This window comes from Niastella sp. sgz303648 (assembly GCF_059587045.1).
Window position 1 is genome coordinate 51,553 of the sequence record NZ_JCAPSW010000004.1, and the last position, 13,554, is coordinate 65,106.

The 13,554-nt window shown below is 44.8% G+C and carries 12 protein-coding genes; 6 read left to right on the plus strand and 6 right to left on the minus strand.

Annotated features, from left to right (window positions below; translation table 11 throughout):
• Window positions 1-152: 152 nt before the first annotated feature.
• From AC59IL_RS12895 to AC59IL_RS12920, 6 genes are all read right to left on the minus strand, one after another.
• A complete protein-coding gene (locus AC59IL_RS12895; protein WP_496552550.1) occupies window positions 153-1,523 on the minus strand; it encodes an NAD(P)-dependent oxidoreductase in 1,371 nt (456 codons plus the stop codon).
• Window positions 1,524-1,642: 119 nt separating this feature from the next.
• Window positions 1,643-2,509: a nitrilase-related carbon-nitrogen hydrolase gene (locus AC59IL_RS12900; protein WP_496552551.1), complete on the minus strand. Its 867-nt coding sequence runs from the start codon at window positions 2,507-2,509 to the stop codon at window positions 1,643-1,645.
• 150 nt (window positions 2,510-2,659) lie between these two features.
• Window positions 2,660-4,042 (minus strand): dihydropyrimidinase, encoded by a 1,383-nt coding sequence (gene hydA, locus AC59IL_RS12905; protein ID WP_496552552.1) that lies wholly within the window; start codon window positions 4,040-4,042, stop codon window positions 2,660-2,662.
• The gene (locus tag AC59IL_RS12910) at window positions 4,026-5,510 is read right to left on the minus strand and encodes an NCS1 family nucleobase:cation symporter-1 (RefSeq protein WP_496552553.1); all 1,485 of its coding nucleotides are present in this window, start codon (window positions 5,508-5,510) and stop codon (window positions 4,026-4,028) included. The genes hydA and AC59IL_RS12910 overlap by 17 nt, the downstream gene beginning before the upstream one ends.
• Before the next feature lie 33 nt (window positions 5,511-5,543).
• Window positions 5,544-6,896: an aminotransferase class III-fold pyridoxal phosphate-dependent enzyme gene (locus AC59IL_RS12915; RefSeq protein ID WP_496552554.1), complete on the minus strand. Its 1,353-nt coding sequence runs from the start codon at window positions 6,894-6,896 to the stop codon at window positions 5,544-5,546.
• Between the two features lie 323 nt (window positions 6,897-7,219).
• Window positions 7,220-8,677: a CoA-acylating methylmalonate-semialdehyde dehydrogenase gene (locus tag AC59IL_RS12920; RefSeq protein ID WP_496552555.1), complete on the minus strand. Its 1,458-nt coding sequence runs from the start codon at window positions 8,675-8,677 to the stop codon at window positions 7,220-7,222.
• Between the two features lie 199 nt (window positions 8,678-8,876).
• Here AC59IL_RS12920 and AC59IL_RS12925 point away from each other — a divergent pair, with 199 nt between their 5' ends.
• From AC59IL_RS12925 to AC59IL_RS12950, 6 genes are all read left to right on the plus strand, one after another.
• The gene (locus AC59IL_RS12925) at window positions 8,877-9,347 is read left to right on the plus strand and encodes an Lrp/AsnC family transcriptional regulator (protein ID WP_496552556.1); all 471 of its coding nucleotides are present in this window, start codon (window positions 8,877-8,879) and stop codon (window positions 9,345-9,347) included.
• Window positions 9,348-9,640: 293 nt separating this feature from the next.
• A complete protein-coding gene (locus tag AC59IL_RS12930; RefSeq protein WP_496552557.1) occupies window positions 9,641-10,321 on the plus strand; it encodes a hypothetical protein in 681 nt (226 codons plus the stop codon).
• Window positions 10,322-10,350: 29 nt separating this feature from the next.
• Window positions 10,351-10,854, plus strand: a complete 504-nt coding sequence (locus AC59IL_RS12935) for a phosphatase domain-containing putative toxin (protein ID WP_496552558.1) — start codon at window positions 10,351-10,353, stop codon at window positions 10,852-10,854.
• A 3-nt stretch (window positions 10,855-10,857) separates the two neighbouring features.
• Window positions 10,858-11,292 carry a hypothetical protein gene (locus tag AC59IL_RS12940; protein WP_496552559.1) on the plus strand — a complete coding sequence of 145 codons (435 nt, stop codon included), beginning with the start codon at window positions 10,858-10,860 and terminating at the stop codon, window positions 11,290-11,292.
• A 61-nt stretch (window positions 11,293-11,353) separates the two neighbouring features.
• Entirely contained in the window at window positions 11,354-11,980 is a 627-nt protein-coding gene (locus tag AC59IL_RS12945; RefSeq protein WP_496552560.1) for a DUF1877 family protein, read from the plus strand.
• Between the two features lie 126 nt (window positions 11,981-12,106).
• Entirely contained in the window at window positions 12,107-13,513 is a 1,407-nt protein-coding gene (locus AC59IL_RS12950) for an FAD binding domain-containing protein (protein ID WP_496552561.1), read from the plus strand.
• Window positions 13,514-13,554: the final 41 nt, after the last annotated feature.

The window sequence follows — 13,554 nt, forward strand, 5'->3', positions numbered from 1 at the left end:
TTCGGGTTTATTGTTTTTGGTTTCTGGTTCTTTAGGTTCAGGCATCAAAATAATATTTCACCAGGCCTATTTGATTCAATTTTTGGTGTCAAAATCACTGAGCCTAATCAAATCGCGAAGCAACTTCAAACTACAAACCATAAACTGTATCCCTATAATGTCGACAAAAATTCTATAATAGCCCTTGCCCCTATTTTCCCTGCCTGCACGGCGTCAACGACTTCTTTGCCGCCGTTTACACAATCGCCTCCGGCAAATATGCCATTGATATTAGTAGTACCATTGATACCGGTTGTAATTTTTCCTTTTGCATGTTGTAGTTGGTTATCGCTAACAAGTTCTTCAAAAGGAATTTGTCCGGCTGCTTTTATCACCATATCTACTTCAAGCGTAAAAGTTTCTGCAGTTTCAACCGGTGATCGTCTGCCGCTGGCATCAGGTTCGCCGAGTTGCATTACACGGCAGATCAGATGTGTGACCTTACCCGCCTTCGCAGAAGCTTCGGCGGGCAAGCCATCTCCAATTATTTCCTGCGGCGCAGCCAGCCATACGATGCGGCAGCCGTCTAACTTCGCAATATCCAGTTCGGCTTCGGTGCAGGGCATTTCAGACTGTGTTCTGCGGTATACAATGGTCACTTCTTTAGCGCCCAGCCGTTTTGCCTGTGTGGCGGCATCGATGGCCGTCATACCCATGCCGATCACTGCCACCTTATCACCCACAGGAACATGCGCATACCCACCCGAGCGGATGTTATAAATAAAGCTTATGGCATCTACCACGCCCTCCAGCTCTTCGCCGGGAATATCGAGTTGCCGGGCAAGCCCTACCCCAAAACCGAGGTATACGGCATCATATTTTTTTTGCAGATCGGCCAGCGAAATATTTTTTCCCAGCTCCTGGTTGTATTTTATTTCAATGCCTCCGAGCGAAGTGATATAGTTCACCTCATCTTCACAAAAACGGGGCGTAACCTTGTAGGCGGCAATGCCATAGGTCATTAAACCGCCACCCTTGCTTTCTTTTTCAAAAATAGTAACATCAATGCCTTCACGGCTCAGCACATGTGCACAGCTTAATCCGGCCGGGCCGGCCCCTACCACCGCTACTTTTTTTCCTGTTGATGGTTTTCGTTCAAACAGCTTCCAGTTTTTTTCCATGGCCTGTTCGGTGGCGTAGCGCTGCAGGCGGGCAATGGGAATGGGCGGTTCTTCCATTAAATTAAACACACAGGCGCCTTCGCATAATTTTTCAACGGGGCAAACCCTTGAACAACCCGCGCCCATAATGTTGGAGATAAAAATGGTATGGGCCGAACCTTTTACATTATCAGTGCTGATTTGTTTTATGAACTTGGGTATATTAATTTCGGTAGGACAACTTTTGGTACAGGGTGCATCATAACAAAACAAACAACGATTGGCCTCCACCAGCGCCGATTCCCTGCTGTCGAAAGGCGGGTGTATATCGCTGAAGTTTTGTTCGTATTGTTCAGCCGTTAACCGGTTGCTTTTTATAGACATCGAAACAATTTAAAAATTCATTAATGTGATAATTTGCTAATTAGCTAATGTGATAATTAAACACCTATGCATCCCGCAGCAACCTCATTAGCACATCAGCAAATTGGCACATTAGCATATTATAATTCTACCAGCTTGCCATACGTTTCAGGTCGTCTGTCTCTGTAAAACTGCCAAACGCTTCTTACTTCTTCAATCATATCCAGATCAAATTCGGCAACCAGCAATTCGTCTTTATCCTCCGAAGCAATGGCGAAGATTTGTCCGCGCGGATCAACAAAATACGAGGAACCATAAAACTTACCCAGGTTCCACGGCTTCTCCTGCCCTACCCGGTTGATGCAACCCATGAAATAACCATTGGCTGCTGCATGGGCGGGCTGCTCCAGCTTCCACAGGTATTGCGACAATCCTGCTACAGTTGCAGACGGATTGTATACTATTTCGGCGCCATTCAATCCCAGTACGCGTGCGCCATCAGGAAAATGGCGGTCATAACAGATATACACACCTACTTTTGCATACCTCGTTTGAAACACCGGATAGCCAAGATTTCCCGGTTTAAAGAAGAATTTTTCCCAGAAGCCCGATGTATGTGGAATATGATTTTTTCGATATTTTCCCAGATAAGTGCCGTCGGCATCAATTACCGCGGCGGTATTGTATAACACACCGGCCTGCTCTTTTTCGTATACCGGAACAATCATCACCATGTTGTATTTTTTTGCATACTCAGCCATTCGTTCCGTGGTAGGACCGGGCACAGTTTCAGCCGATTCGTACCAGGCTTTGTCTTGCCCCGGACAGAAATACGGTGTGTTGAAAATCTCCTGCAGACATAATATCTGCACGCCCTTTTTGCCGGCCTCCTCTATATAAGGAATGTGCTTTTGCACCATTGCTTCCTTGATCTCTTCAATTGAACCTTCACCTTCCGTCTTCGGCAAACTCATTTGTATTAATCCTGATTTGATGATTCTGGGCATATTAGTTTGTTGTTTGTGGTTTGTAGTTATGTTCGCGCAAAGGCGCTAAGGCGCAAAGTATTTTAGCCGTGCCATAGCCTCCCCCACTCAGTTCAATTTAATCATTTTTTAGCAACCCGATCAGCCCCTCTGAACCTTGTGCCTTGTAACTTATATTTTGCTTTCCACCTTATTCCGCTTTATAAACTGCCCATACCCCTTTGGTACCAGGCACTTTCCATTGTCGATGGCCACCTGTCCGCGCAGGATCACTGTTTTCACTTTGCCGGTTATTTCCCAGCCTTCGTAGGCCGAATAATCGACATTCATATGATGGGTATTTACCGAAAGCGTATGTGTTTCAGCGGGATCAAATATCACAATGTCGGCATCACTGCCCGGTGCAATGGTGCCTTTGCGGGGAAAAATGCCAAATATCTTCGCGGCATTGGTACTGGTCACTTCAACATATTTGTTTAAACTGATCTTACCTTTGTGCACGCCTTCGCTGTACAACAATTCCATACGATTTTCAATAGCAGGATGCCCGTTCGGTATTTTTGAAAAATCATCCTTGCCCATTAACTTCTGTTCCCATTTAAACGGACAATGATCGGTAGCTACCACCTGCACCAGTCCCTGGTTGATTCCGGCCCAAAGCGTAGCCTGGTCTTTGGGTTGCCGCAACGGCGGACTCATTACCCATTTGGCGCCCTCAAAATCTTTTTCGTATAATGAAGCATCGAGAATTAAATACTGAATACAGGTTTCAACAAAAACCTTCTGGTTGCGGCGCGTAGCATTGCGAACAGCATTCAGCGCACCTTCGCAGGTTAAATGAACAATGTACCCGGGACAGCCGGTGTAATAAGCCATATCGGCAAAGCGCTCCGACGCTTCGGCTTCGGTAATTTCGGGTTGCGACAGATAATGATATAAGGGAGATAATTTTTTTTCGGCGCGGTGTTTGGCAATCAGGTAATCGATCATATCGCCATTGGTAGCATGAACATTAATCAAACCGCCATACTTTTTCACTTCTTCCATGAGACCTATCATTTGCCGGTCGTCGATCATCAATGCCCCCTTATAGGCCATAAAAGTTTTGAAGGAAGTAATACCTTCCTGCTCGATCATCTTTTTTATTTCTGTACGGGTATTATCGTTAAAATCGGTTACAGCCATATGAAAGCTGTAATCGCCAACGCAGTTGTTATCGGAACGGCCGCGCCATTCATCGAGCGCCGACTGTAACGAATTGCCCTGTTTTTGCAGAATAAAATCAATCACCATTGTGGTGCCGCCATGCAGGGCGGCCCGGGTGCCCGTTTCATAATTATCGCTCGAAAAGGTACCCATGAACGGCATATCGAGGTGTACATGCGGATCGATACCACCGGGAAACACCAGCTTACCCGTAGCATCAATTTCCTGACCGGCTTTTACCGGCAGGTTCTTTCCGATGGTTTGCACCGTTTCATTGTCAATAAAAATATCGGCTGTGTAATCCGCATCAGCAGTAATGATGCGTCCGTTTTTAATCAATAGCGACATGGAATGTTTCTTCTTTAGCAGTGATTGAATCTGGTACCAGCGGCTTATAGTTCCGCATCATCAGCATATAAGTACATGCTGAAATAAAAAAGCCAACAAACCAGGCGTAGTTGTATAAATGAGCGATCCATGCCGGCACAGTATTGGCCGGAATTATTTTAATGGTGATCAAAAAGCCGGGTATGTTAGGCACTATACCGGCGAGTAAAGCAAGAATGGCTTTGTAATTATATCCTTTAAAAAAACTGTAAATGCCGTTGGGGCTGTATAAGTCGTTTACAGCTAACTGTTGCTTTCGAACAAAATAATAATCGGCTATCATAATGCCGCCTACCGGGCCCAGCAAACTTGAGTAAGCTATCAGCCAGGTAAATATATACCCCGTTGGGTCGGCAATCAGCTTCCAGGGCAATATCAGCACCCCCAATATACCGGTTATATATCCTCCGGTGCGAAAACTTATTTTTGATGGGGCGAGGTGCGCGAAATCATTGGCCGGACTAACAATATTCGCCGCAATATTGGTGGCCAGTGTAGATATGGCCACGGCAATCATGGCAACGCTTACCAGTATTTTGCTATCGAAACGGCCGGCGAGTACAACAGGGTCCCAGATGGTTTTGCCATAAATAATAGTAGTGGCCGAGGTAACTACCACACCTATAAATGCAAACATTGTCATAGAAGGCGGCAATCCTATTGCCTGTCCTTTTATTTGCGCCTGCTGACTTTTGGCATACCTTGTAAAATCAGGAATATTGAGCGATAAGGTTGCCCAGAACCCAACCATGCCCGTTAGTGCAGGGAAGAAAAAATCAAAGAACTGCGAGGTTGTGATAAATTTAGATGGCTGTTTCAATATCGGTCCCAGTCCATGCGAAGCACTGATGGCCCAGAACAACAACGCCAGTGCCGCCAGCGGCAGAAATACCGCTTTAAACACCAGCAGCTTTCGAATGCTTTCAACACCGAGGTAAACAATAAACATATTAAGCGCCCAGAACAACAGGAAGCAAATCATAGGAATAGCCTGCGGAATTAAGGACGATGTATCAATTTCGGGCAGCGAAGGATTCCACACCCTGATCATTTGATAAATGGCGGCGCCCCCTATCCAGGTTTGAATACCAAACCAGCCACAGGCAACAATGGCCCGAAGTATAGCAGGAATATTGGCGCCACGCACCCCAAAGCTGGCCCTTGCAAACACGGGGAAAGGAATGCCATACTTCGCTCCTGCATGACCGTTCAGCACCATAGGTATCAGCACAATGGTATTGCCGAGGAAGATGGTTAGTATCGCCTGCCACCAGTTCATACCTCCGCCAATGAGCGAACTGGCCAGCATATAAGTTGGAATGCACAGGCTCATGCTGATCCATAACGCCGCATAGTTCCAGGTGTTCCAGCTTCGTTTGGATGCCGGAACGGGAGCGAGATCCTTGCTGTATAATGATCCATTATCCATTTCAAAAGTCGTTTATTATTTTAATGGCTTGAATCAAACTACATAACCATCGGCAATCTTTATCGCCTCACTGATCATGGTCAGTCCTTCATCAACTTCTTCTTTGGTGATACACAAAGGCGGTGCAATGAAAATATAATTCCAGCGAACAAAGGTGTACATGCCCAGCTCTTTCAGTTTGGCGGCCACTTTATTCATGATGACCATTTCATCGGGCTTTGCATTAAATGGCGCCATCGGTTCTTTGGTAGTACGGTTTTTCACCAGCTCAATGCAACCCAGCAAACCGGTATTTCTGAAATCGCCAATGCTGGGATGTTTTTGTTTCAGCAATTCAACCTGTTCATCAATATAATGTCCCATGGCAGTGGCATTCTGCAACAAGTTTTCATCTTCATAAATTTTTAATGTTTCAAGCGCTGCCGCACAGCTTACCGGGTGAGCCGAATAGGTAAGCCCCAGCCACAACACCCGGTCGTTAAAGTGTTCGGCAATGGCATCGCTAACGATCAGGGCACCGAGAGGAAGATAACCTGCAGTAATTCCTTTGGCAGTGGCAATGATGTCGGGCACCACGCCATGATAATCTACACCAAACCATTTGCCGGTGCGGCCAAAGCCGCTCATAACTTCATCGGCAATGAGCAGAATGCCGTGTTTATCGCACAGGGCGCGTACCTTTTGTAAATAATCGGGCGGATATTTAATACAACCCGAAGAGCCGCTCTCTCCTTCCATTAAAATAGCGGCAATATTACCGGGCCCTTCAAATTCAATTACTCTTTCAATATGGCTTACGCATTCCCTGCTGCAGGAAGTAATTTCCTTGCCCCAGGGGCAACGGTAACAATAGGGATCCTCTACATGCACCATATTGGGCGCCTGCTGCGAATCGGCGGCCAGCTTACGCGGATCGCCACCGGCTGTCATGGCGCCGTAACTGGCGCCATGAAAAGCACGATACCGGGCAATGATCTTATGCCGGCCGGTGTATAACCGGGCGAGTTTTATGGCATTATCAATCGAAGAGGCCCCGCAAACGGTGAACAGGGTTTTGTTCAGACCTGGTGGTGTGACTGACGCCAGTTTTTTTCCCAGCTCGCCGCGAACCTTTGTAACGCAGCCGGGTGTTACATAACTAACCTGTTGCATTTGCTCCATAACGGCCTGTGTTATGCGTTGGTTACCATGACCAATATTCACATTCATGAGGCCCGAGGAGAAATCGAGATACCGTTTGCCGTCGTAATCGTATAAATAAACGCCCTTGCCATATTTCACGGCAATGGGAGCAATACCCTTTTGTTTGCTCCACGAAAAGAGCGTGAAATCCATATTGTCCTGAATAATTTCCTGCGTTTCAGAAATGGTTACTGTTTGTGACATAGTGGTTTTCGGTTTGTTGTTTGTAGTTTGTGGTTCTTTAGTTTCTGACATCTCTACTACTTTCGAACCACCAACAGATTTACAATTTCAACCGGCCAATTTTTTAAGCAATGAAGTGTGCCACACTTTGAAGCGTGGCACACATGGTAAGCAATCGGTATTGTTGAATATTGTTCTGAACGTTGAAGTGTGCGACGCAACAGGCGATGCCATGAAAATCCAATGCCGGGCTCACAAGCATTTAAATCTTCCGAAGCGCTAAGGCCAACAAATCATAATGCAATGTTTACACGGGCCTCATTTTCAAATTTGCACATTGGTTTTCAGCTCATCCAGTTCACACCCGCTTCGGGGTTCCATTTAACAGTAGATTTTTTCAGTTTGGTCCAGAATTCAATGGAGCTTTTTCCGGTAATGTCGCCCACACCGAATTTGCTTTCGTTCCATCCGCCAAAAGAAAACGGCTCGCGGGGTACGGGCACACCCACATTAACGCCTATCATTCCGGCGCTGGCACGGTCGATCACATAGCGCGCCAGTCCGCCATTTTGAGTAAATACCGCTGCTGCATTACCGTAAGGATTGGCATTTTCGATGGCCAGCGCTTCGTCGATCGTGTTGGTGCGCATGATACTGATCACCGGGCCGAAAATTTCTTCCTGCGCCACAGCCATATCGGGTTTCACATAATCAATAACGGTAGGTCCTACGTAAGTACCCTGTTCCTTGCCGGGTACAATGGCATGACGGCCGTCGACCAGCACTTTGGCGCCCTGCGCTTCGGCTTCAGTTATATATCGTTCAATTCTTTCTTTTGATGCTGCGCTGATCACGGCGCCCAGGTTTTTACCGGGAACGATCTTTTGCGCTTCTTCACAAACTTTTTGAATGATGTGATCAACATTACCAACCGCCACCATAGCCGATGCGGCCATACAACGCTGACCTGCGCAGCCACTCATAGATGCGGTAATGTTTTGCGCCGTCATATCGGGTTTGGCATCGGGCAACACTACCAGGTGATTTTTAGCGCCGCCGAGGGCCAGGCATCTTTTATAATGATGAGTAGCACGCTGATAAACGATCTTCGCCACTTTGGTGCTGCCAACAAACGACACAGCCTGAATGCCGGGATGATCGCAAATGGCATTCACAATAGCGCTGTCGCCATGTACCACATTAAATACACCATCGGGCAATCCGGATTCCCGCAACAACATAGCCAACCTGCCCACACTCAACGGCACTTTTTCAGAAGGTTTTATGATCATGCAATTGCCGAGGGCAATGGCATTGGGGATGGTCCAGTTAGGCACCATGCTGGGAAAATTGAAAGGCACAATAGAGGCCACCACGCCCAGCGGAATATGTTCGGTGCGACACTCAACCCCTTTGCTCACTTCGAGCACCTCGCCGGTAACCAGCTGAGGCAATGAGGTAGCAAACTCGGTAAGCTCAATACATTTTTCAATTTCGGCAATGGCTTCGCCCATGGTTTTACCATTCTCCTCACTAACCAGTGCGGCCAGCTCCTGCAAATGTTTTTCGAGTAAATATTTATAACGGAAGAAAACCTGTACACGTTCTTTAATAGGTGTATGACTCCAGGCAGGAAAGACAATTTTAGCTGATCGTACGGCGGCATCGAGGTCTTTGGGAGCCGACATAGGAACCGTTGACAGCAGGGTTCCATCGATGGGCGATATAACGGGCAGTGTTTGTTCGGTAGAAGCATTTACAAAATGTCCGTTTATATAGTTTTGAACAGGCGCGTACTTCATGATAAAAGATTTTTGTTTTGGTTCTTCTCAGCTTCTCATTATTTATTTCGTGCTTTATGCGCTACCGGTTCTTTGTCTTCTTTGGTTCTTTACTCCGTACTACAGTTTTTGCAGAAATAAGACCAGTAAATTAAAATTAATTTAGTATCCTACCAAAAAATAGCAATATTTTTATTTTTGTTGCATCTTTGCAGAAGCTATGGAGAAAAACGGTTTCCCCCTCGACGAACTGGATTTTGCTATTCTGTCGTGCCTTCAGCATGACGGGCGGATGTCTTTTACCGTTATTGCCGAAAAGCTGAATGTAAGTATCGGTACCGTTCGTACGCGGGTAAACAAGCTGATCGAAGATGGCACCATTAATATAATAGGCCGTGTAAATCCCGACAAAGTGGGCTTTCGCGCCTATGCGCATATAGCGGTATTTGTGCGCCCCGCCACCTTTAAGGAAAAAGTAGCACAGAAAATTTCAAAGCTGCCAGAAGTGAGTTTTCTGGCTATGACATCGGGCGACTACGACCTGGAGGTTGATGTGATGTGCCGCGACAACAACCACCTGGTTGAATTTGTGAACGAGATATCAAAGATCGAAGGCGTGTACCAGACAAAAACTACTTTGTATTTTAAGGTATATAAATATGCGCAGCCGGATTTGAATTTGTTGAAGTAGTTTTTTAAATCTGGCGTCATCCTTGTGCGATCCTTGCCCGATCCTTGTGTCAAAATACTACTTTTCCCAATGAAAGGTACATGTTTGACACAAGGTTGACACAAGGATCAGGCCATTCACCACAGGTTTTACCGAAGCCCACCACAAATTTTGGTAAAGCTCGTCCCAAATGTTGGCAACCAATTTACAGGCAGGCTACTTTTGTGTTGGTAACCGTTGAATGATGGCATAAGCCCTTTTAAGCCTGTTGCACGGATGAATAATGGCGTATATATTCGTGACAGATATTTATTATGAAAAGATATATCTCCATCCTTTTGCAGGCAGGCTTATTATTTTTATGTGCCTGTAAAAACACCAATCCGAAGTCAGCAACCTATCCTGAAAACAGAGAACTGGTGCCCAACCCTGAAGGGAATAAAAAAGATACGTTTGCAATGAAAGTTGACTCCCATGCAGAAGACAGATGGCATTTTAAGAAATATCTTGATGATCCTGCAACGCCAAAGTTAGCGAAGGATGTATTTCATAATAACTGGCAATTCAGTAGTTCAAACGATGAAGAATTGCTCTCCTTCCTTGATAAGTTAACAGACAAAAACAAACAGGCAAGGCCCTTTTATTTTAAAGTGGTTACCAATTCGGCAAAGAAAGCTGATGGGGCATTTAGCGAAGCACTTGGATTGGCCGGGTATGAATATGTTTTAAACCATCCGGAAGAATTTGCTGCTTATTTCACGGGGCCGGGCGCATTTTCCGACAAAGATCTGGCCACATGGGCCCACATTGTTATAGGTGAAATTGAGATCAATGAGGAAAATGACAATGGCGCCCCTCTTGTAAAAACATATGCAAACCAGGTTAACAGCCATTGTCAGGATTGCTCGCCCGAAGAAAAAAAAGTGTTGGAGCGCTTCTTTGTCTGCCTCGAAAAGGAATGGATTACTTTTTTGAAAAAGATAAAGGTTTATTAAAACGATGCCTGGAGCTGCTCAATATATCTATGTACACTAAAATCTACTGGCTGCATCAATATCAGAATAACGCCAAACTCGGCATCATGGCACGCCCCCGTGGAGGCGAATGGCTTGATGAAGCAATTGCCATGCTTAAAAAGCAACAGGTGAATACACTCGTTTCTTTACTTGAATCGCAGGAGATCGCTGAACTTGGTTTGAATAAAGAACCACAGCTTTGTGCAGCGCATGGAATTACATATATCAATTTTCCTATTGCAGACAGAAATGTTCCTGAAAAGAACAGCCGGCTGGAGCCATTCATCTCCATGCTCACTCAACAAATACAGGAAGCACATTCCGTTGTTATTCATTGCCGCATGGGCATTGGCCGCTCCTCGATAATAGCCGGATGTATACTTTTAGAAGCCGGACTAAAAACAGCAGATATTTTTCAGCATATAACCAAAGTAAGGGGATTAAAGGTACCCGATACTGATGAGCAGGTAAGGTGGTTAAAAGAAAGAGAGAAAAACAAACGCACTAATTAATTTATGAAAACCCTGAAGAAAATAATTAAAATAACAGCAATCACGCTTTTGATCATTGTAGTATTAGGTGCATCAGCATTTGGTATTTACCGGTATATAAGAAATCAGCGATCGAACGACCTTATTACCATAGAAGCCGTTTATATGCAATATGCCTGTGGCGATGACAACGACGATATGCAGGTTCAACGGGTAAGCTCAAAAAAATATAAATTTCTGATAGGCCGCGACATTGATCCTGATGAAGATGGCCGCAAATTTGATTTCAAAGATTACTTCTTTGCAAACCGAACAGATAATTATGGTATGCAGTACAGATTAAAGGGATATCTGAGTAAATACCCTGATTTTGGTTGCGACAGCGACGCGCCAAAATTCTGGGTAGAAGAAATTGAAAGAATCGATGGAAAAAACAGCATAAGGAATAAAGATTTTTAAAATAACAATTATCTTAACAGTCTTTCATTTTTGAACATCGTCATCTCTTTACAATTATTTTATGGGACTTGATTTGGAACTTTTAGCAATACCGCACCAGGCAATGTTTGTACTTGAAAAAGCTTATTCTAATCCTTTTTATGCGATAGACCTCGACAAAATTCAAAAGCCGGATTTATTGAAGTTACATTTGAAAATGGTGCAGGCGAACCCCGATGGAACACCTGAAACCGTGCTGGAAGAATTAATTAACAACTCAGAAAAGATAGTTTCTTTATATCCCGATAAAAATCCGGCACCGTACCGTTTTCACAGTGGTACCCGTGGGTATGTCACATTAAATTATCTGCTGATGCTTTATTTAAAAAATCATTCCGATTTACATTCCAGGTGCGCAACCGGAAATGATTTTCTTTACAAGGGTCGGGAAATTAATGAAAACATTAAAGAGCATAACCGATTTCAATACCTGAACCATGAAGAAACAGCGGAGTTTTTTGATATCATCCAACATATTTCATTTGAAATGCTTGCTGAATATTATGATTACGAACAAATGCAGGACAAAATCTATAAGTTAACACGCCCCCAAAATCTCAGCAGTTTGAAGGAAGAATATACAGAATTAAAAACGTTTTACAAACTGGCAAAAGATATTGAGGCCTTTGTAATAATAATCATAAAATAAAGCAGAAATTTGGTTAACCATCTGCCGGTTTCAAATAAATCAACACTGCCACTTCGTTCACATCACCGCACAGCTCCTTGCTTTTTGCCCTAATTATCTTAACTTTAAAATAAACCGGGATACGCTTTGATAAAATTCATTTTAAATAATAAAGATATTGCTACCAGTCTGCCGCCGGGTATGGTGTTGCTCGACTTTGTGCGTTATCACCAGCATTTAACCGGCACCAAAACCGGTTGTAATGAAGGCGATTGCGGCGCATGTACCATGCTGGTGGGTGAACTGAATAATGATAATGTACTACAATACCGCTCGCTTACCAGTTGTTTAACGCCATTGGGCAATGTGCACGGCAAACATGTGGTGACCATCGAAGGATTGAACATGGAAACATTAAATCCTGTTCAGCAGGCTATGTACGATGAATCGGCCACGCAATGCGGATTTTGCACGCCCGGTTTTGTTGTATCACTTGCCGGATTTTGCTTAAGCGGCAAACCGGCCACCACACAAAATGCCATTGCCCACATTGATGGAAACATCTGCCGGTGTACCGGTTATAAATCCATTGAACGGGCAGCAGCTAAAGTGGCGCAGCTGATGCAGCAACGGAACGATGAAGAATCCGCCACATTTGTGACCGATAAACAAATACTGCCCGCCTGGTTTGCAGAAATTAAACAACGGCTGTATTCATTAAAGACCGAACTCAACGGACGCCTTCATCCAGCAAACGCTTTGGAACTGGTTGGTGGCGGAACGGATGTATATGTGCAAAAGCACGATACCATGAAAGAGGCATCCATCAGATTTTTATTTGATGATACGCAACTGAAAGGGATTATCCAACAGGGTAACCGGTGCATCATCGGTGCTTCGGCAACGGTAACGGCAGTGAGCGAATCGCCCATCATGCAACAATATTTTCCCAATCTGCATGAGCACATTAAACTTGTTTCATCTACTCCTATCCGCAATATTGCCACTATCGGCGGTAACCTGATCAATGCCTCTCCTATCGGCGATTTTACGATCTTTCTGCTGGCGCTCGATGCTGTGGTTGTTTTCTCGAATGGCGAACAAACACGCGAGCTGCCGTTACGGCAATTGTACAAAGGCTATAAATCATTAGATAAACAACCCGGTGAGTACCTCGAAAGCATCTGGTTCGAACTGCCCGGCGCAAATACCACTTTCAATTTTGAAAAAGTAAGCAAACGCACCAACCTCGATATTGCCAGTGTAAATTCGGCCATGAGCATTACCATGCAGGGCGATATTATTTCAACTGCAAAAATTTCTGCCGGTGGTGTGGCGCCGGTTCCTAAACTACTCGAAAAAGCAAGCGCCTTTCTGAAAGGCAAAACGGTTAATGATTCGGTGATCAGTGAAGCAATTGCCATTGCCCAAACCGAAATTTCTCCGATCAGCGACGCCAGAGGAACTGCTGAGTACAAACGATTGTTGTTGAGCCAGTTGATAAAAGCGCATTTTATAACATTATTTCCGGAAGCGAAAACAGGTCAGTATTAATTAATGGGTTCAAATATCAGGAAGCTATTCACTATTGACCA